This is a genomic window from Pseudomonas sp. B12(2026), assembly GCF_057767015.1.
In genome coordinates this window covers 4,600,262-4,619,757 of sequence record NZ_CM173430.1, presented here as the reverse complement: position 1 = coordinate 4,619,757, position 19,496 = coordinate 4,600,262, and the positions used below count along the sequence as shown (strand labels likewise).

Sequence of the window (19,496 nt, the reverse complement as noted above, 5' to 3'; positions counted from 1 at the left end):
GCCTGAGATGAACATCAAGATCGGTACTATCAACTTCATGGGCGTACGCAACATTGCGTTCGCCGGCACCCTGATCCTGACCCTGATCGCCCTCGGCAGCTGGTTCGTCAAGGGCCTCAACTTCGGCCTCGACTTCACTGGCGGTACGCTGATCGAGTTGACCTACCAGGAGCCGGCCGACCTCGGTCATGTGCGCTCCCAATTGGTGAAGGCTGGTTTCGGCGAAGCCGTGGTGCAGAACTTCGGCGACGCCAGGGATGTTCTGGTGCGCATGCCCAGCGATGACCCGGAGCTGGGCAAGAAGGTCGCTGCCGCGCTGCAGCAGGCCGACGCCGCCAACCCGGCCAGCCTCAAGCGCGTCGAGTACGTCGGCCCGCAGGTGGGTGAAGAGCTGCGCGACCAGGGCGGCCTCGGCATGCTCCTGGCGCTGGGCGGCATCCTGCTGTACGTCGGCTTCCGCTTCCAGTGGAAGTTCGCCCTGGGGGCGATCCTCTCGCTGATCCACGACACCATCATCGTGATGGGCGTGCTGTCGTTCTTCCAGATCACCTTCGACCTGACCGTGCTGGCCGCGGTGCTGGCGGTGGTGGGCTACTCGCTGAACGACACCATCGTGATCTTCGACCGGGTGCGCGAGAACTTCCGCGTATTGCGCAAGGCCAATCTGATCGAGAACATCAACATCTCGACCAGCCAGACCCTGCTGCGGACCATCGCCACCTCGGTGTCGACCCTGCTGGCGATCGCCGCCCTGCTGTTCTTCGGCGGCGACAACCTGTTCGGCTTCTCCATCGCCCTGTTCGTCGGCGTGATGGCGGGTACCTACTCGTCTATCTATATCGCCAACGTGGTGCTGATCTGGCTGAACCTGTCCAGCGAGGATCTGATTCCGCCGCCGAGCAAGGAGGGCGACGAGCGCCCGTAACAGCGCGTTCCCAGGCCTCCAGAGAAAACTCCCGCTACGGCGGGAGTTTTCGTTTGTAGGTCGTGTGTCGTGGGTTCGTCGGAACTTTCTTGCAATCTGAACGCTCCAAGGCAAGGTGAAGGGCAGAGCCCGAATCGAGACGATAGACAGGAGGTTCATGTGAACAAGTCGTTGCTCATCGGTACCGTGCTGGGCGCAGTAGGCGTGACTGCCGGTGGCGCCGTGGCCACATACAGTCTGGTGGATCGCGGGCCTGAATATGCCGAAGTGCTCGCTGTCCAGCCGGTCAAGGAAACCATCAAGACGCCTCGTCAGGTCTGCAAGGACGTCACGGTGACTCACCAGCGTCCTGTGAAGGACACCCACCAGATCGCCGGTACGGCGATCGGCGCCATCGCTGGCGGCCTGCTGGGCAACCAGATCGGCAGCGGTAGCGGTCGGAAGATCGCCACCGTGGCAGGTGCCGTCGGCGGCGGTTATGCCGGCAACAAGGTGCAGGAGGGCATGCAGGAGCGTGACACCTATACCACCACCGAGAACCGCTGCAGCACCGTCGAAGACACCAGCGAGAAGGTCGTCGGCTACGACGTGAAATATCTGCTGGACGGCAAGCCTGGTCAGGTCCGCATGGATCGTGATCCGGGCTCGCAGATTCCGGTCGACAAGAGCGGTCGCCTGGTCCTGGGACAGCAATAAGCAGTTGCCAGGAGTGAACGGAAAAGGCGCCCATCGGGCGCCTTTTTCTATGCCCGGCTTTTCGTACAAGCGAGCTTGCTCGCGAACCGCTTGGCACTGGGGCGCCGGTAAAAATTGTTCGCGAGCAAGCTCGCTCCTACAAGAGGGGGATTCCGGCGGGCAAGAAAAAGCCCGGACATCGCCGGGCTTTTTCTTGCGTGGCTCGGGCTCAGCGCTTGAGCGACGGCGGCAGGTGCGGCTGGATGCTGGTCAGCAGCGCCTTGAAGCACTTGGTGTTGCCGGCGACGATCTGGCCCTTCTCGAGGAACTCGTGACCGCCGGTGAAATCGCTCACCAGGCCGCCCGCTTCCTGGATCAGCAGGGCGCCGGCTGCCATGTCCCACTCGGACAGGCCGAACTCCCAGAAGGCGTCGTAGCGGCCTGCGGCGACGTAGGCCAGGTCCAGGCTGGCGGCGCCGGCGCGGCGGATGCCGGCGGTCTGGCCGACCAGGCTACGGAACATGCCCAGGTAGGCGTCCAGGTTGTCCATCTGGCTGTCGCGGAACGGGAAGCCGGTGCCCAGCAGGGCGCCTTCCAGGCTCTTGCGGTTGCTCACGCGCAGGCGGCGGCCGTTCAGCGCGGCGCCACGGCCGCGGCTGGCGGTGAACTCTTCCTGGCGGACCGGATCGAGGACCACGGCGTGCTCGAGGCGGCCGCGGTATTTGCAGGCGATGCTGATGGCGAAGTGCGGGACGCCATGGATGAAGTTGGTGGTGCCGTCCAGCGGATCGATGATCCACAGGTAGTCGGCGCCTTCGCCGCTGCCTTCGAGCATGCCGCCTTCTTCGCCCATGATTCCGTGGTTCGGGTAGGCCTTGCGCAGGGCGGTGACGATGGAGAGTTCGGCGGCGCGGTCGACCTCGGTGACGTAGTCCTTGGCCTCTTTCTCGTTGACCGAGAGGGTGTCCAGGCGTTCGATGGAGCGGAAGATCAGTTCACCGGCGCTGCGAGCGGCGCGCAGGGCGATATTCAGCATAGGCTGCATGGATGGGTCACCTGGGTCGTTAAAGAAAGCCGGACATTCTAACAGAAAACAGCGGTGCTCATAGGGTGACCTGTCGCCTGCGTGGCGCAAGCCCCACCGCTGCGGTAGGATTCCCTCCCTTTTTCGCTTTTGTGTGGAGTCGCTGGCGTTGCTCGACAGAATTCGCGTGGTGCTGGTCAACACCAGTCACCCCGGCAATATCGGCGGTACGGCCCGTGCGATGAAGAACATGGGGTTGTCGCGCCTGGTGCTGGTCGATCCGATGGATTTCCCCAGCGGCGAGGCCCGTGCCCGCGCCTCCGGCGCCGATGACATCCTCGATGCGGCGCTGGTCGTGCCGACCCTGGAAGACGCCCTGGCCGGCTGCAGCCTGGTGCTTGGCACCAGTGCGCGCGACCGGCGCATTCCCTGGCCGCTGCTCGACCCCCGCGAGTGCGCCACCACCAGCCTGCAGCATGTGCAGCAGGGCGGCGAGGTGGCGCTAGTCTTCGGCCGCGAATACGCGGGCCTGACCAACGAGGAATTGCAGCGATGTCAATTCCATGTGCATATCCCGGCCAATTCCGAGTTCAGCTCGCTGAACCTGGCGACGGCGGTGCAGGTGCTGGTCTACGAGGTGCGCATGGCCTGGCTGGCCGCGCAGGGCCAGCCGACCAAGCAGGAGAAGGTGGAAACCACCGCGATGCTCAACAGTCTGCCGGTGACGGCGGACGAGCTGGAGCGCTTCTACGCGCATCTGGAGTCCACCCTGGTGGACATCGGTTTCCTCGATCCGCAGAAGCCGCGCCATCTCATGTCGCGCTTGCGCCGCTTGTACGGTCGCAGCGGCGTCAGCAAGCTGGAGATGAATATCCTGCGGGGTATTCTCACCGAAACCCAGAAGGCTGCCCGTGGGGAGCTTTCCAAGCGGAGTGATGAAGATGTTTGAGCGTGTACGCGAAGATATCCAGAGCGTATTTCATCGTGACCCGGCGGCGCGCAACGCTTTCGAAGTGCTGACCTGCTACCCAGGGCTGCACTCGGTATGGCTGCATCGCGTGGCGCATGCCCTGTGGACGTCCGGCTGGAAGTGGCTGGCGCGCATGGTGTCGAACTTCGGCCGCTGGTTGACCGGCATCGAGATCCATCCCGGCGCGAAGATCGGCCGGCGCTTCTTCATCGACCATGGCATGGGCATCGTCATCGGCGAGACCGCCGAGATCGGCGATGACGTGACCATCTACCAGGGCGTGACCCTGGGCGGCACCAGCTGGAACAAGGGCAAGCGTCACCCGACCCTGGCCGACGGCGTGGTAGTGGGGGCGGGCGCCAAGGTGCTCGGCCCGTTCACCGTGGGTGCCGGCGCGAAGGTCGGCTCCAATGCCGTGGTGACCAAGGAAGTGCCGCCGGGGGCGACCGTGGTCGGCATCCCGGGGCGGATCATCATGAAGGATGACGCCGAGCAGCAGGCCAAGCGCCAGGCGATGGCCGAGAAGCTGGGCTTCGATGCCTATGGCGTCAGCCAGGACATGCCCGACCCGGTGGCGCGTGCCATTGGTCAGTTGCTCGATCACCTGCAGGCGGTCGACGGCCGTCTCGAGGGCATGTGCAAGGCGCTGACCGCTCTGGGTAGCGACTATTGCGCGAAAGACCTTCCGGCCCTGCGCGAAGAGGACTTCGCCGGGGTGAAGGATGCCGAGGACAGCAAGTCGGCGCAGTGATGCGCCGATGCTGGCTTCCTGCTAAAATGCGCCGCCGCCCGCTGGTTAATTCCGACTAAAGTGATAGGACTTATAGTTGACCTAAATAGTCGGAAAAGAGCATACTTTCTCCAAACCAGCGATTCTTCCCGGAAGTCCCCATGCGATTGACCACCAAAGGCCGCTATGCCGTCACCGCCATGCTCGATCTGGCGTTGCACGCCCAGCGTGGCCCGGTTTCTCTCGCCGATATCTCCGAGCGCCAGGGTATCTCCCTGTCCTACCTGGAACAGCTGTTCGCCAAGTTGCGCCGTGGCAACCTGGTGGTCAGCGTGCGCGGCCCGGGCGGCGGTTATCAGCTGTCCCGGGACATGGCCGGCATCCACGTCGCCCAGGTGATCGATGCGGTCAACGAGTCGGTGGATGCCACCCGTTGCCAGGGCCAGGGCGACTGCCATTCCGGTGCTACCTGCCTGACCCACCACCTGTGGTGCGACCTCAGCCAGCAGATTCACGAGTTCCTCAGCGGCATCAGCCTGGCCGACCTGGTCGAGCGCCGCGAAGTTCAAGAGGTGGCCCAGCGCCAGGATGAGCGCCGCGGTACGGGCACGACGCCGCGCCTCGACAAGATTGAAGCGTCCGCCATCGATTGAGCGAACGCCCGCCTGTAGGAGTTACCTGATGAAATTGCCGATTTACCTCGATTACTCCGCCACCACCCCGGTGGATCCGCGTGTCGCTCAGAAGATGGCCGACTGCCTGCTGGTGGATGGCAATTTCGGCAACCCGGCCTCGCGCTCCCACGTCTTCGGCTGGAAGGCCGAGGAAGCGGTCGAGAATGCTCGTCGCCAGGTCGCCGAACTGGTCAATGCCGACCCCCGCGAGATCGTCTGGACCTCTGGCGCCACCGAGTCCGACAACCTGGCCATCAAGGGTGTCGCGCACTTCTACGCGACCAAGGGCAAGCACATCGTCACCTCGAAGATCGAGCACAAGGCGGTTCTGGACACCTGCCGCCAGCTGGAGCGCGAAGGCTTCGAGATCACCTATCTGGAGCCGACTCCCGAGGGCATCATCACCCTGGCGATGGTCGAGTCCGCCCTGCGTGAGGACACCATCCTGGTGTCGCTCATGCACGTGAACAACGAAGTCGGCAGTGTCAACGACATCGCTGCCATCGGCGAGCTGACCCGCTCCCGCGGCATCCTGCTGCACGTCGATGCCGCCCAGTCGGCCGGCAAGATCGACATCGACCTGGAGAAGCTCAAGGTCGACCTGATGTCCTTCTCCGCCCACAAGGTCTACGGTCCCAAGGGCATGGGCGCGCTGTACGTGCGCCGCAAGCCGCGCGTGCGCCTGGAAGCCCAGATGCACGGTGGCGGCCATGAGCGCGGCATGCGTTCGGGCACCCTGGCGACCCACCAGATCGTCGGCATGGGCGAGGCCTTCCGCATCGCCAAGGAAGAAATGCACCAGGAAATGGCCCGCATCGAAGGTCTGCGCAAGCGCTTCTTCGAGCAGGTCCAGGGCCTGGAAGAGCTGTACGTCAACGGCAGCGCCACGTCCTATGCGCCGAACATCCTCAACGTCAGCTTCAACTACGTCGAGGGCGAGTCGCTGATGATGTCGCTCAAGGACCTGGCCGTATCGTCCGGTTCCGCCTGCACCTCGGCCTCGCTGGAGCCGTCCTACGTGCTCCGCGCCCTGGGTCGCAACGACGAACTGGCGCACAGCTCCATCCGTTTCAGCTTCGGCCGCTTCACCACTGAGGAAGAGGTCGACTACGCCGCCCAGAAGGTGGTGGAAGCCGTTTCCAAGCTGCGTGAGCTCTCGCCGCTGTGGGATATGTTCAAAGAGGGTGTCGACCTGACCAAGGTCGAGTGGCAGGCCCACTGACCCGCCCCATAGAAGTGAGGATTAGCCATGGCATACAGTGACAAGGTCATCGACCACTACGAAAACCCGCGCAACGTCGGCAAGCTCAACGCCGAGGACCCGGACGTCGGCACCGGCATGGTCGGCGCCCCGGCCTGTGGTGACGTGATGCGCCTGCAGATCAAGGTCAACGAACAGGGCGTGATCGAAGACGCCAAGTTCAAGACCTACGGCTGCGGCTCGGCCATCGCCTCCAGCTCCCTCGCCACCGAGTGGATGAAGGGCAAGACCCTGGACGAGGCCGAATCCATCAAGAACACCACCATCGCCGAAGAGCTGGCCCTGCCGCCGGTGAAGATCCACTGCTCGGTGCTCGCCGAGGACGCCATCAAGGCGGCCGTACGCGACTACAAGCAGAAGAAAGGTCTGCTCTGACGCGACTCGTTGAGTAAGGAGTTCCCATGGCCATCAGCATGACCGAATCCGCCGCCGACCACGTTCGCCGCTCCCTCGAAGGGCGCGGCAAGGGCGAGGGCATTCGCCTTGGCGTGCGTACCACCGGGTGTTCCGGCCTGGCCTACGTGCTCGAGTTCGTCGACGAACTGGCAGCCGAGGACCTGGTCTACGAGAGCCACGGCGTGAAGGTCATCATCGACCCGAAAAGCCTGGTCTACCTCGACGGCACCGAGTTGGACTTCACCAAGGAAGGCCTCAACGAGGGCTTCAAGTTCAACAACCCGAACGTGCGCGGTGAGTGTGGCTGCGGCGAAAGCTTCAACGTCTGAGGTCGGGTGTGGGTAGTCCTTGTCACTTCGCGCTGTTCGACCTGCAGCCAAGCTTCAGCGTCGATCTGGAAGCCCTCGGCAATCGCTACCGCGAGCTGGTGCGCAACGTCCATCCGGACCGTTTCGCCGATGCCTCCGAGCGCGAGCAGCGGCTGGCGCTGGAAAAGGCCGCCGAGCTCAACGACGCGTACCAGACGCTCAAGAGCGCTCCGCGCCGCGCCCTGTACCTGCTGGCCCTGCGCGGCAATGCGCTGCCGCTGGAAGCCACGGTGCAGGACCCGGAGTTCCTCCTGCAGCAGATGCAACTGCGCGAGGAACTGGAAGACCTCCAGGACAGCGCCGATCTCGACGGCGTGGCGCAGTTCAAGCGCCAGCTGAAATCGGCCCAGCAGCAACTGGAGGCGGACTTCGCCGACTGTTGGGACGATGCCGCCCGACGCGATCTCGCCGAACGCCTGGTGCGGCGCATGCAGTTCCTCGACAAGCTGGCGCAGGAAGTGCGGCAGCTGGAAGAGCGACTCGACGATTAATCCGCGCGGCCCGTGTCGCGCCCGATAAGCCTGATTAGAAACCGCATGGTCCTACTGCAGATCGCCGAGCCCGGACAGAGTCCCCAGCCACACCAGCGTCGGCTGGCCGTGGGGATCGACCTGGGCACCACCAATTCCCTGGTCGCTGCCGTGCGCAGCGGCGTTGCCGCGCCGCTGCCCGATGAGCGCGGCGAGGTCATCCTGCCGTCGGCGGTGCGCTACCTCGCCGATCGCATCGAGGTGGGGGAGAGCGTGCGCGTCGGCGCCTCCCTGGACCCGCTGAACTCCATCATCTCGGTCAAGCGCCTGATGGGGCGCGGCCTGGAGGATGTGAAGCAGCTTGGTGGTCAGTTGCCGTACCGCTTCACCCAGGGCGAATCGCACATGCCCTTCATCGAGACCGTCCAGGGCGCCAAGAGCCCGGTGGAAGTCTCGGCGGAAATCCTGCGCACCCTGCGTCAGCGCGCCGAAACCACCCTGGGTGGCGAGCTGGTCGGCGCGGTGATCACGGTTCCGGCCTATTTCGACGACGCCCAGCGCCAGGCCACCAAGGACGCCGCGCGTCTGGCCGGCCTGCACGTGCTGCGCCTGCTCAACGAACCGACCGCGGCCGCCGTGGCCTATGGCCTGGACAAGAACGCCGAAGGCGTGGTCGCCATCTATGACCTGGGCGGCGGCACCTTCGACATTTCCATCCTGCGCCTGACCCGTGGCGTCTTCGAGGTCCTGGCCACCGGCGGCGACAGCGCCCTGGGCGGCGACGACTTCGACCATGCCATCGCCGACTGGATCATCCAGCAGGCCGGCCTCTGCGCCGACCTCGATCCGGGCGCCCAGCGCCGTCTGCTGCAGACCGCCTGCGCGGCCAAGGAAGCCCTGACCGACAACGCCAGCGTGCCAGTCGCCTACGAAGGCTGGAGTGGCAAGCTCGGCCGCGACCAGATGGAAGCGCTGATCGATCCGCTGATCGCCCGCAGCCTGAAGGCCTGCCGCCGCGCCGTGCGTGATTCCGGCGTGGAGCTGGAAGAAGTCAGCGCCGTGGTCATGGTTGGCGGTTCCACCCGCGTGCCGCGCGTCCGCGAAGTCGTGGGCGAGCTGTTCAGCCGCGAGCCGCTGACCGATATCGATCCGGACCAGGTGGTGGCCATCGGCGCCGCCATCCAGGCCGATGCCCTGGCCGGCAACAAGCGCGGCGAAGAGCTGCTGCTGCTGGACGTCATCCCTCTGTCGCTCGGCCTGGAAACCATGGGCGGGCTGATGGAGAAAGTGATCCCGCGCAACACCACCATCCCGGTGGCGCGTGCCCAGGAGTTCACCACCTACAAGGATGGCCAGACGGCCATGATGATTCACGTGCTGCAGGGCGAGCGCGAGCTGGTCAAGGACTGCCGGTCCCTGGCGCGCTTCGAACTGCGCGGCATTCCGCCGATGGTGGCCGGCGCGGCGAAGATCCGCGTCAGCTTCCAGGTCGACGCCGACGGCCTGCTGGGCGTATCCGCCCGCGAGCTGTCCTCGGGCGTCGAGGCGAGCATCCAGGTCAAGCCGTCCTACGGCCTGACCGATGGCGAGATCGCCCGCATGCTGCAGGACTCCTTCCAGTACGCCGGCGACGACATGGCCGCCCGCGCCCTGCGCGAGCAGCAGGTCGAGGCCCAGCGCCTGCTGGAGGCCGTGCAGTCGGCGCTGGACGCCGATGGCGAGCGCCTGCTGGACGCCGAGGAGCGCCTGGCCATCGAGGCCAGCATGGAGACCCTGCGCGAACTGGCCGCCGGCAGCGATACCGCCGCCATCGAACAGCAGGTCAAGCGCCTGTCCCAGGTGACCGACGCCTTTGCCGCGCGCCGTATGGACGCCAGCGTCAAGGCCGCACTGGCCGGTCGCCGGCTCAACGAAATCGAGGAATAAGCGAAGATGCCGCAGATCGTATTTCTGCCGAACGCCGAACACTGCCCGGAAGGTGCGGTGATCGAGGCCCAGCCGGGCGAAACCATCATGAAGGCGGCACTGCGCAACGGCATCGAGATCGAGCACGCGTGCGAAATGTCCTGCGCCTGCACCACCTGCCACGTGATCGTGCGCGAGGGCTTCAATTCCATGGAGCCGTCCGACGAACTGGAAGACGACATGCTGGACAAGGCCTGGGGTCTGGAACCGGACTCGCGCCTGTCCTGCCAGGCCGTGGTGGGCGACAAGGACCTGGTGGTGGAGATTCCGAAATACACCATCAACCAGGTTTCCGAAGGTCATTGAGCGGAGAGCGGGCATGAGCCTGAAATGGACTGATGTACTGGAAATCGCCATCCAGCTGGCCGAGAGCAAGCCCGATGTCGATCCGCACTACGTGAATTTCGTCGATCTGCACAGCTGGGTGCTGGCTTTGCCGGAGTTCAGCGACGATCCCGCGCGAGGCGGGGAGAAGGTCCTGGAGGCCATCCAGGCCGCCTGGATCGAAGAGCTCGACTGAAGGGCGCGGCTCGCCGGCCGCGTACCCATTTGTCATGAACCCGCGTATAATTCGCGGGTTTTATCTTTAGGTGAGCTGTCAAAAATTCCCCGAGGGAGTTTTCCGCACCGCCGGCCCTGTCGCCGTCGGGCCGGTCCCGCGACTGCCGCCCATCGGGCGCAGCGCGCGGCAAACCCTAGAATCGCAGGAGCTCCTGGTCATGCCAGGGGCTCCTTGGCATTACCAACCTTGCTTTTTCGGAGTTATTTCCATGGCCCTGCAACGTACCTTCTCCATCATCAAGCCCGACGCTGTCGCCAAGAACGTCATCGGCGAAATCCTGACCCGCTTCGAGAAAGCCGGTCTGCGCGTCGTCGCTTCCAAGATGGTTCAACTGTCCGAGCGCGAAGCCGGCGGCTTCTACGCCGAGCACAAAGAGCGCGGCTTCTTCAAGGACCTGGTTGCCTTCATGACTTCCGGCCCGGTCGTCGTCCAGGTTCTGGAAGGCGAAGACGCCATCCTGCGCAACCGCGAGCTGATGGGCGCCACCGATCCGAAGAAAGCCGACGCCGGCACCATCCGCGCCGACTTCGCCGTTTCCATCGACGAGAACGCTGTTCACGGTTCCGACTCGGAAGCTTCCGCTGCTCGTGAAATCGCCTACTTCTTCTCCAGCACCGAGGTGTGCGAGCGCATTCGCTGATCAAGGCGAATGAGCGAGGGTGAATCCATGACTGATACCGCTGCAAAGGCCAACCTGCTGGGCATGACCAAGCCCCAGCTCGAGGAATTCTTCGAGTCCATCGGTGAAAAGCGCTTCCGCGCCGGCCAGGTGATGCAATGGATTCACCACTTTGGCGCCGTCGATTTCGACGCCATGACGAACGTCGGCAAGGCCTTGCGCGAAAAGCTCAAGGCCGTTGCCGAAATTCGTCCTCCGGAGATCGTCAGCCAGGACATTTCCTCTGACGGTACCCGCAAGTGGGTGGTGCGCGTGGCCTCGGGCAGTTGCGTCGAGACCGTGTACATCCCGCAAGGCGGCCGCGGCACCCTGTGCGTGTCGTCCCAGGCCGGTTGCGCGCTGGATTGCAGCTTCTGCTCCACCGGCAAGCAAGGCTTCAACAGCGACCTGACCTCCGCCGAGATCATCGGCCAGGTGTGGATCGCCAACCAATCGTTCGGGACCGTCCCGGGCAAGATCGACCGTGCCGTCACCAACGTGGTGATGATGGGCATGGGCGAGCCGCTGCTGAACTTCGACAACGTCGTGAGCGCCATGAGCATCATGATGGAAGACCTCGGCTACGGCATTTCCAAGCGCAAGGTGACCCTGTCCACCTCCGGCGTGGTGCCGATGATCGACAAGCTCGCCGAGGTGACCGACGTGTCCCTGGCGCTGTCGCTGCACGCACCGAACGACGAACTGCGCAACCAGCTGGTGCCGATCAACAAGAAGTACCCGCTGGAGATGCTGCTCGACGCCTGCTACCGCTACATCACGCGCCTGGGCAAGGAGCGCGTGCTGACCGTCGAGTACACCCTGCTGGCCGACGTCAACGACCAGCCCGAGCATGCCGAGCAACTGATCGCACTGCTCAAGGATTTCCCTTGCAAGATCAACCTGATTCCGTTTAATCCGTTCCCGCACTCCGGCTACGAGCGGCCGAGCAACAATACCATCCGCCGTTTCCAGGACATGCTGCACAAGGGCGGCTTCAACGTGACCGTGCGCACCACCCGCGGCGACGACATCGACGCCGCCTGTGGCCAGCTGGTGGGCCAGGTGATGGACCGCACGCGCCGCAGCGAACGCTATATCGCCGTACGCCAACTGGCGACGGACAACAACGAGCAGGCGTCCAACGCCGCCAACCGAAACTGACCTGGGGAGGATTCCGATGACCCTGCGCGCCGCGCTCTTCTTGCTGTTGGCAACCCTGCTGACGGGTTGCGTGACGTCTGGCAAACAGGATCCTCTGAAAACCGAGAAGGGGCGGGACGAGGCGCGCGATGCCTACATCCAGCTGGGTATCGGTTACCTGCGCAGCGGCAACGCCGAACAGGCCAAGGTGCCGCTGCGCAAGGCGCTGGAGCTGGATTCCTCCAGTGCCGACGCCCATGTCGCACTGGCTGCGGTCTACCAGACCGAGATGGAGCCGCAACTGGCCGAGGCCGAGTACCGCAAGGCGCTGTCCGCCCGCTCGGACGATGCCCGCATCCTGAATAACTACGGCGGCTTCCTGTTCGAGCAGAAACGCTACAAGGAAGCCTACGACGTCTACATCAAGGCCGCCGAGGATGGCCTCTATCCCGAGCGTTCGCGCATCTTCGAGAACCTTGGGCTGGTCAGCCTGCAGCTCAAGCAGCGGGAGCAGGCCAAGGACTACTTCGAGAAGGCCATTCGCCTCAATCGCAATCAGCCCAGCGCGCTGATCGAAATGGCCGAGCTCAATTACCAGGATCGTCAGTACGTTCCGGCGCGAGCCTACTACCAGGAATACCTCAAGCAGGGGCCGCAGACCGCGCGCGCCCTGCTGCTGGGCATTCGCCTGGCGAAGATCTTCGACGACCGGGATACCGCTGCCAGCTACGGGCTGCAACTCAAGCGTCTGTATCCCGCTTCTCCTGAATACCAGGCATACCAGGCGGAAAAATGATGAGCACGTCGCAGTCCGATGTCATCGGCACGACCCGCGCCAATCCTGGCGAAACACTGCGCCAGGCGCGCGAGAACAAGGGCTGGAGCATCGCGCAGGTCGCCGGCCAGCTGAACCTCACCGAAAACGCCCTGCGTCAGCTGGAGCAGGGGTCGTTCGAGCAGTTGCCGGGCCACACCTTCGCGCGCGGCTACATCCGCGCCTACGCCAAGCTGCTGGGCATGGACCAGGCACAGATGGTCCAGGCCTTCGACCATTACACCGGCACCGACGCCACCGGCAGCAACGTGCAGAGCATCGGCCGCGTGATCGAGCCGGTGCGTCTGTCGCGCAATCTGCTGCGCCTGTTCAGCCTGGCGCTGCTCGCCCTGCTGATCGCCTTCGGTTACTTCTGGTGGCAGGAGCGTTCCGCGCGCCCGCAGGAGAGCGGCAACCTGAGTATGGAGCATGTCGAGGTGGAGAGTGCCGACGGCACCACCGAGATCCATACGCTCGACGAGCCGGAAGACCAGGCGGTCGCCGAGGACCAGGCCAATGCGCCGGTCGTGCCTTCCGAGCCCGCCGACGATAGCGCCGCGGCCGAGGCTCCGGCCGAAGTCACCCCGCCGGTCGCCGCAAGCCCCGCCGCGCCGGTTGTCCCGGCCACCACCGAGGCCGCCCCGGCTCCCGCCGCTCCCGTGCAGCAACCGGCTGCCCAGCAGCCCGTCGCTCCGGCCGCCCCGGCTGCGCCTGTGGCAGCCCAGCCGGCCGCCGTTCCGGTGGTCGCCGCCGCCGGCCAGGGTGTGGTCAATATCCAGTACACCGAGGACTGCTGGACCCAGGTCACCGATGCCGATGGCAAGGTCCTGTTCGGCGCGCTGAAGCGCAAGGGCGACAGCCTGGAGCTCGCCGCCAAGGCCCCCGTGCAACTGCGCCTGGGTTACGCCCGTGGCGCGCAGGTCAGCTACAACGGCCAGCCGGTCGAAGTGACACCGGCGCGCGGCGGCACCGCGCGCCTGACGTTGGGTGGACAGTAAGATGCATTGCGAGTCTCCGATCAAACGCCGCCTGTCCCGCAAGATCTGGGTAGGTAACGTGCCGGTGGGTGGGGATGCCCCCATCGCCGTGCAGAGCATGACCAACACCGACACCCTGGACGTGGCCGCCACCGTCGGCCAGATTCGTCGTCTGGAAGAGGCCGGCGCCGATATCGTGCGCGTCTCCGTGCCGGACATGGACGCCGCCGAGGCGTTCGGCAAGATCAAGCAGCAGGTGAAAGTCCCGCTGGTTGCCGACATCCACTTCGACTACAAGATCGCCCTGCGCGTGGCCGAGCTGGGCGTCGACTGCCTGCGCATCAACCCCGGCAACATCGGCCGCGAGGACCGGGTGAAGGCCGTGGTGGATGCCGCCCGCGAGCGCAACATCCCGATCCGCATCGGCGTCAACGCCGGTTCCCTGGAGAAGGACCTGCAGAAGAAATACGGCGAGCCGACCCCCGAAGCCCTGCTGGAATCGGCCATGCGCCACGTCGATCATCTCGACAAGCTGGACTTCCAGAACTTCAAGGTCAGCGTGAAGGCCTCCGACGTGTTCATGGCGGTGGCCGCCTACCGCCTGCTGGCGAAAGAGATCGAACAGCCCCTGCACCTGGGCATCACCGAAGCCGGTGGCCTGCGCTCGGGCACCGTCAAATCCGCGGTCGGCCTGGGCATGCTGCTCGCCGAAGGCATCGGCGACACCATCCGCATCTCCCTGGCCGCCGATCCGGTGGAAGAGATCAAGGTCGGCTTCGACATCCTCAAGTCGCTGCACCTGCGTTCCCGTGGCATCAACTTCATCGCCTGCCCGAGCTGCTCGCGGCAGAACTTCGATGTGGTCAAGACCATGAACGAGCTCGAAGGCCGCCTGGAAGACCTGCTGGTGCCGCTCGACGTGGCCGTGATCGGCTGCGTGGTCAACGGCCCGGGCGAAGCCAAGGAGGCCCACGTCGGCCTCACCGGCGGCACGCCGAACAACCTCGTCTATATCGACGGCAAGCCGGCGCAGAAGCTGCAGAACGAAAACCTGGTGGATGAGCTGGAACGGCTGATCCGCGAAAAAGCGGCCGAGAAGGCCGAGGCCGACGCCGCCCTGATCGTGCGTGGCTGACCGCAACAAGGACCCTACGTGAGCAAGTCCCTGCAAGCCATCCGTGGCATGAACGACATCCTGCCGGAGCAGACTCCGGCCTGGCGTTACCTGGAACGTACCTTCGCCGAGCTGCTGGATGGCTACGGCTACAAAGAAATCCGCATGCCGATCCTGGAGTTCACCGAGCTCTTCGCCCGTGGCATCGGTGAAGGCACCGACGTGGTCGACAAGGAGATGTACACCTTCCTCGACCGCAACGGCGAATCCCTCACCATGCGTCCGGAAGGCACCGCGGGTTGCGTGCGCGCCGTGCTCGAACACGGCCTGTCCGGCGGCGGCCAGGTGCAGAAGCTCTGGTACACCGGCCCGATGTTCCGCTACGAGAAGCCGCAGAAGGGCCGCTATCGCCAGTTCCACCAGATCGGCGTGGAAGTCTTCAACCTGCCCGGGCCGGACATCGACGCCGAGCTGATCATCCTCACCTGGCGCCTCTGGCAGAAGCTCGGCATGGCCGACGCCGTGACCCTGCAGCTCAACACCCTGGGCTCCAGCGAAGCCCGCGCGCGCTATCGCGAAGCGCTGGTGACCTACCTGCAGGACCGCTTCGACCAGCTCGACGAAGACAGTCAGCGCCGCATGACCACCAACCCGCTGCGCATCCTCGACAGCAAGGTGGAAAGCACCCAGGCCCTGCTGGTCGACGCACCGACCCTGCACGACTACCTGGACGAAGAGTCGATCGCCCACTTCGAGGGCCTGAAGGCCCGCCTGGACGCGGTCGGCCTGCGCTACGAGATCAACCAGAAGCTGGTGCGCGGCCTGGACTACTACTGCCGCACCGCCTTCGAATGGGTCACCGACAAGCTCGGCGCCCAGGGCACCGTCTGCGGCGGTGGCCGTTACGACGGCCTGGTCAGCCAGTTCGGCGGCAAGCCGACGCCGGGCGTGGGCTTCGCCATGGGCGTGGAACGCCTGGTGCTGCTGCTCGACACCCTGGGCCTGGTTCCCGCGGAACTCAATCGCCCGGCCGACCTCTACCTCTGCGCCTTCGGCGACGCCGCCGAACTCGCCGGCCTGAGCCTGGCCGAGCGCCTGCGCGATGCCCTTCCCGGTGTCCGCCTGCTGGTCAACGCCGGTGGCGGCAGCTTCAAGAGCCAGTTCAAGAAGGCCGACAAGAGCGGTGCACAGTTCGCCATGATTCTGGGTGACGACGAACTGGCCAACCGCGTGGTAGGTTTCAAGCCCCTGCGTGGCGAGGGCGAACAACAGAACATCGCCTGGGACGCTCTGCCCGAGCACCTGGCAGCCTGCCTGCGGCAGGCTTGAGAATCGAGCGATAGGAGTATTGGGGTGAGTACGCGTACCGAAGAAGAACAACTGGCGGACATCAAGGACTGGTGGCAGCGCAACGGCATGCCCCTGCTGACCGGCGCCGCCCTGGCACTGGTGGTGGTGTTCGGCTGGCAAGCCTGGAAGAAGTACCAGAACAACCAGGCCCAGGGTGCCTCCATGGTCTACCAGGCCCTGCTGGAAACCGCCCTGAACCCTGCCGGCAAGCCGGACACCGCCAAGGTCGCCGAGCTGGCCAACAAGCTGACCAGCGAATATGCCGGCACCCCGTACGCCCAGTACGGCCGCCTGTTCGTCGCCAAGGTCGCGGTGGACAGCGGCCGGCTGGATGACGCCACCCTGGAGCTCAAGGCCATCGTCGACAAACCCGTGGACGCCACCCTCGGCGAGCTGGCGCGTCAGCGCCTGGCCCGCGTGATGGGCGCCCAGGGCAAGGCCGAGGATGCGCTGAAGCTGCTCGACGGCAACGTCGAGAAATCCTACGTCGCCACCCGCGAGGAACTGCGCGGCGACCTGCTGGTGCAGCTCAAGCGTGAAGACGAGGCGCGCACCGCCTACGAGAAGGCCAAGGCCGCCCTGCCGGAAGACGCCGCCGTCGGCGCCCTGCAGATGAAACTCGACGACCTTGCCAAGGGAGACGCCTGACATGCTGCGCTGGAAACATGCCGCGCTGCTCGCGCTGACTCTGCTGGCCGTGGGCTGCAGCAGCAACAGCAAGAAAGAACTGCCGCCAGCGGAGCTCACCGATTTCAAGGAAGAGGTCCGTCTGGAGAAACAATGGAGCCGCTCGGTCGGTGACGGCCAGGGCGAGCTGTACAACCTGCTCGAACCGGCGGTGGATGGCCAGACCATCTTCGCCGCCTCCGCCGAAGGCCGGGTCATGGCGATCCAGCGCGAAAGCGGCGACGTACTCTGGAAGAAGGACCTCGACCTGCCGGTTTCCGGCGCCGTCGGTGTCGGCAACGGGCTGGTCCTGCTGGGCACCATGCGTGGCGACGTGATCGCCCTGGACGCCGGCAGCGGCGAGCAGAAGTGGCGCGCCAAGGTCACCAGCGAAGTACTGGCCGCTCCGGCCACCAACGGTGACGTGGTGGTGGTGCAGACCCAGGACGACAAGCTGATCGCCTTCGATGCCTCCACCGGCAACCAGCGCTGGATCTACGAAAGCACCGTTCCGGTGCTGACCCTGCGCGGCACCGGCGCTCCGCTGATCGCCGGCCGCCTGGCGCTGGCCGGCCTGGCCAGCGGCAAGGTCATTGCCGTGGACGTCGAACGCGGTCTGCCGGTGTGGGAACAGCGCGTCGCCATCCCGCAGGGCCGCTCCGAACTGGACCGCGTGGTCGATATCGACGGCGGCCTGCTGCTGGCGAACGACATCCTCTACGTGACCAGCTACCAGGGCCGCGCCGCCGCGCTGGACGTGAGCAGCGGCCGCATGCTGTGGCAGCGCGAGGCGTCCAGCTACGTCGGCGTCGCCGAAGACACCGGCAGCGTGTTCGTCAGCCAGGCCAGCGGCACCGTGGAAAGCCTGGACTCCCGTGGCTCGTCCTCGCTGTGGAGCAACGACGCCCTGGCTCGCCGCCAGCTGTCCGCTCCGGCGGTGTTCTCGAGCAACGTGGTGGTCGGCGACCTGGAAGGCTACATCCACCTGCTGAGCCAGGTGGACGGCCGTTTCGTCGGCCGCGAGAAGGTCGACGGCGACGGCGTGCGGGTTCGCCCGCTGGTGGTCGGCGGCTGGATGTACGTGTTCGGCAACAGCGGCGAGCTGGTCGCCTACACCCTGCGCTAAGCTGAGCGTTACTGCCGGCCGCTGCCGTGGATCACGGCAGCGGCCGTCGTGTTTTAAGAAATTCTGAATTTTCCTGGAGAGCCGCATGGTTCCCGTAATAGCCCTGGTGGGCCGCCCGAACGTCGGCAAGTCCACCCTGTTCAACCGCCTGACCAAGACCCGCGACGCCATCGTCGCCGAGTACGCCGGTCTGACCCGCGATCGCCAGTACGGCGAGGCCAAGTGGCAGGGCAAGAAATTCATCGTCATCGACACCGGCGGTATCTCCGGCGACGAGGAAGGCATCGACGCGAAGATGGCCGAGCAGTCGCTGCAGGCCATCGAAGAGGCCGATGCGGTGCTGTTCATGGTCGACTCCCGCGCCGGCATGACCGCCGCCGACGAGATGATCGCCGAGCACCTGCGCAAGCGGAACAAGCGCAGCTTCCTGGTGGCGAACAAGGTCGACACCGTCGATCCGGACATCGCCCGTGCCGAGTTCAGCCCGCTGGGCCTGGGCCACGCCATCCCGATCGCCGCCGCCCACGGCCGCGGCATCACCCAGATGCTGCAGGAAGCCCTGGGCGACCTGTTCGTCCCCGAGCCCGAGGCGCCGGAAGACAACGACCTGCCGGGCGAACTGGAGGATGTCGCCGAGGGCGAGGAAGCCAAGCGCATCCCCGGCCCGAGCGAGAAGGATGGCATCAAGATCGCCATCATCGGCCGCCCCAACGTCGGCAAGTCCACCCTGGTCAACCGCATGCTCGGCGAAGAGCGGGTGATCGTCTACGACCAGGCCGGCACCACCCGCGACAGCATCTACATCCCCTTCGAGCGCAACGAAGAGAAGTACACCCTGATCGACACCGCCGGCGTGCGCCGCCGCGGCAAGATCTTCGAGGCGGTGGAAAAGTTCTCCGTGGTGAAGACCCTGCAGGCGATCCAGGACGCCAACGTGGTCATCTTCGTCATGGACGCCCGCGAAGGCGTGGTCGAGCACGACCTCAACCTGCTCGGCTTCGTGCTGGAGACCGGCCGCGCGCTGGTCATCGCCCTGAACAAGTGGGACGGCATGGATTCCGGCGAGCGCGAGTACGTGAAGACCGAGCTGGAGCGCCGGCTGATGTTCGCCGATTTCGCCGACATCCACTTCATCTCCGCGCTGCACGGCACCGGCGTCGGCCACCTGTACAAGTCGGTGCAGGATTCCTTCCGCTCCGCCGTGACCCGCTGGCCCACCAGCAAGCTCACGCAGATCCTCGAGGACGCCATCCAGGTGCACCAGCCGCCGATGGTCAACGGCCGCCGCATCAAGCTGCGCTACGCCCACCTGGGCGGCGCCAACCCGCCGCTGATCGTGATCCACGGCAACCAGGTCGACGCGGTGCCCAAGGCCTACACGCGCTACCTGGAGAAGACCTATCGGCGCGTGCTGAAGCTGGTCGGCACGCCGATCCGCATCGAGTACAAGGGCGGCGACAACCCCTTCGAGGGCAAGAAGACCCAGCTCACCGAGCGCCAGGTCAACAAGAAGCGCCGCCTGATGTCGCACCACAAGAAGGCCGAGAAAAAGAAGAAGGACAAGCGCAAATAAGCGCTGTCGGACTTCAGGCCGCAGGCTGCAGGCGATAGAGTAGGCGCTTCCCACTCAT

The 19,496-nt window shown here is 65.2% G+C and carries 22 protein-coding genes; 21 read left to right on the top strand and 1 reads right to left on the bottom strand.

Going from position 1 to position 19,496, the window contains the following annotated elements:
* Window positions 1-7 precede the first annotated feature (7 nt).
* A complete protein-coding gene (secF, locus tag AC3B6A_RS21535; RefSeq protein WP_488399133.1) occupies window positions 8-925 on the top strand; it encodes a protein translocase subunit SecF in 918 nt (305 codons plus the stop codon).
* Between the two features lie 159 nt (window positions 926-1,084).
* The gene (locus tag AC3B6A_RS21530) at window positions 1,085-1,621 is read left to right on the top strand and encodes a glycine zipper 2TM domain-containing protein (protein WP_488399132.1); all 537 of its coding nucleotides are present in this window, start codon (window positions 1,085-1,087) and stop codon (window positions 1,619-1,621) included.
* A gap of 208 nt (window positions 1,622-1,829) precedes the next feature.
* Here the strand turns inward: AC3B6A_RS21530 and suhB are convergent, their stop codons facing one another.
* Complete coding sequence (gene suhB, locus AC3B6A_RS21525) at window positions 1,830-2,645, bottom strand: type III secretion system regulator SuhB (RefSeq protein WP_015478510.1); 816 nt, start codon at window positions 2,643-2,645, stop codon at window positions 1,830-1,832.
* A gap of 148 nt (window positions 2,646-2,793) precedes the next feature.
* On the opposite strand from suhB, the gene trmJ reads away from it, so the two are divergent.
* The 19 genes from trmJ to der all read left to right on the top strand — a co-directional run bounded on the left by trmJ (window position 2,794) and on the right by der (window position 19,438).
* Window positions 2,794-3,573 (top strand): tRNA (cytosine(32)/uridine(32)-2'-O)-methyltransferase TrmJ, encoded by a 780-nt coding sequence (gene trmJ / locus AC3B6A_RS21520; RefSeq protein WP_488399131.1) that lies wholly within the window; start codon window positions 2,794-2,796, stop codon window positions 3,571-3,573.
* The gene (gene cysE / locus AC3B6A_RS21515; RefSeq protein ID WP_488399130.1) at window positions 3,566-4,345 is read left to right on the top strand and encodes a serine O-acetyltransferase; all 780 of its coding nucleotides are present in this window, start codon (window positions 3,566-3,568) and stop codon (window positions 4,343-4,345) included. The genes trmJ and cysE overlap by 8 nt, the downstream gene beginning before the upstream one ends.
* 140 nt (window positions 4,346-4,485) lie before the next feature.
* Window positions 4,486-4,977, top strand: a complete 492-nt coding sequence (gene iscR, locus AC3B6A_RS21510) for a Fe-S cluster assembly transcriptional regulator IscR (protein ID WP_488399129.1) — start codon at window positions 4,486-4,488, stop codon at window positions 4,975-4,977.
* Between the two features lie 28 nt (window positions 4,978-5,005).
* Complete coding sequence (locus tag AC3B6A_RS21505) at window positions 5,006-6,220, top strand: IscS subfamily cysteine desulfurase (RefSeq protein WP_488399128.1); 1,215 nt, start codon at window positions 5,006-5,008, stop codon at window positions 6,218-6,220.
* A 27-nt stretch (window positions 6,221-6,247) separates the two neighbouring features.
* Window positions 6,248-6,634 carry a Fe-S cluster assembly scaffold IscU gene (gene iscU, locus AC3B6A_RS21500; RefSeq protein ID WP_015478505.1) on the top strand — a complete coding sequence of 129 codons (387 nt, stop codon included), beginning with the start codon at window positions 6,248-6,250 and terminating at the stop codon, window positions 6,632-6,634.
* 26 nt (window positions 6,635-6,660) lie between these two features.
* A complete protein-coding gene (iscA, locus tag AC3B6A_RS21495) occupies window positions 6,661-6,984 on the top strand; it encodes an iron-sulfur cluster assembly protein IscA (protein ID WP_488399127.1) in 324 nt (107 codons plus the stop codon).
* A gap of 8 nt (window positions 6,985-6,992) precedes the next feature.
* Window positions 6,993-7,514, top strand: coding sequence for a co-chaperone HscB (hscB, locus tag AC3B6A_RS21490; protein WP_488399126.1), 522 nt, complete (start codon window positions 6,993-6,995; stop codon window positions 7,512-7,514).
* A 45-nt stretch (window positions 7,515-7,559) separates the two neighbouring features.
* Complete coding sequence (gene hscA / locus AC3B6A_RS21485; RefSeq protein ID WP_488399125.1) at window positions 7,560-9,419, top strand: Fe-S protein assembly chaperone HscA; 1,860 nt, start codon at window positions 7,560-7,562, stop codon at window positions 9,417-9,419.
* A gap of 6 nt (window positions 9,420-9,425) precedes the next feature.
* A complete protein-coding gene (fdx, locus tag AC3B6A_RS21480) occupies window positions 9,426-9,764 on the top strand; it encodes an ISC system 2Fe-2S type ferredoxin (RefSeq protein ID WP_488399124.1) in 339 nt (112 codons plus the stop codon).
* Window positions 9,765-9,777: 13 nt separating this feature from the next.
* Window positions 9,778-9,978 (top strand): Fe-S cluster assembly protein IscX, encoded by a 201-nt coding sequence (gene iscX, locus AC3B6A_RS21475; RefSeq protein WP_488399123.1) that lies wholly within the window; start codon window positions 9,778-9,780, stop codon window positions 9,976-9,978.
* Between the two features lie 250 nt (window positions 9,979-10,228).
* Complete coding sequence (gene ndk, locus AC3B6A_RS21470) at window positions 10,229-10,660, top strand: nucleoside-diphosphate kinase (protein ID WP_488399122.1); 432 nt, start codon at window positions 10,229-10,231, stop codon at window positions 10,658-10,660.
* Window positions 10,661-10,687: 27 nt separating this feature from the next.
* Window positions 10,688-11,839, top strand: a complete 1,152-nt coding sequence (gene rlmN / locus AC3B6A_RS21465; RefSeq protein ID WP_488399121.1) for a dual-specificity RNA methyltransferase RlmN — start codon at window positions 10,688-10,690, stop codon at window positions 11,837-11,839.
* 16 nt (window positions 11,840-11,855) lie between these two features.
* Entirely contained in the window at window positions 11,856-12,614 is a 759-nt protein-coding gene (pilW, locus tag AC3B6A_RS21460; RefSeq protein WP_488399120.1) for a type IV pilus biogenesis/stability protein PilW, read from the top strand.
* A complete protein-coding gene (locus AC3B6A_RS21455) occupies window positions 12,611-13,630 on the top strand; it encodes a RodZ domain-containing protein (protein WP_488399119.1) in 1,020 nt (339 codons plus the stop codon). The genes pilW and AC3B6A_RS21455 overlap by 4 nt, the downstream gene beginning before the upstream one ends.
* 1 nt (window position 13,631) lies before the next feature.
* On the top strand, window positions 13,632-14,744 hold the full coding sequence (ispG, locus tag AC3B6A_RS21450) for a flavodoxin-dependent (E)-4-hydroxy-3-methylbut-2-enyl-diphosphate synthase (protein ID WP_488399118.1): 1,113 nt from the start codon (window positions 13,632-13,634) through the stop codon (window positions 14,742-14,744).
* An 18-nt stretch (window positions 14,745-14,762) separates the two neighbouring features.
* Entirely contained in the window at window positions 14,763-16,052 is a 1,290-nt protein-coding gene (hisS, locus tag AC3B6A_RS21445; protein ID WP_488399117.1) for a histidine--tRNA ligase, read from the top strand.
* Between the two features lie 24 nt (window positions 16,053-16,076).
* Complete coding sequence (locus tag AC3B6A_RS21440; RefSeq protein WP_488399115.1) at window positions 16,077-16,721, top strand: YfgM family protein; 645 nt, start codon at window positions 16,077-16,079, stop codon at window positions 16,719-16,721.
* A 1-nt stretch (window position 16,722) separates the two neighbouring features.
* Window positions 16,723-17,865, top strand: a complete 1,143-nt coding sequence (gene bamB, locus AC3B6A_RS21435; RefSeq protein ID WP_488399114.1) for an outer membrane protein assembly factor BamB — start codon at window positions 16,723-16,725, stop codon at window positions 17,863-17,865.
* An 85-nt stretch (window positions 17,866-17,950) separates the two neighbouring features.
* Window positions 17,951-19,438, top strand: a complete 1,488-nt coding sequence (gene der, locus AC3B6A_RS21430; protein ID WP_488399113.1) for a ribosome biogenesis GTPase Der — start codon at window positions 17,951-17,953, stop codon at window positions 19,436-19,438.
* Window positions 19,439-19,496 lie beyond the last annotated feature (58 nt).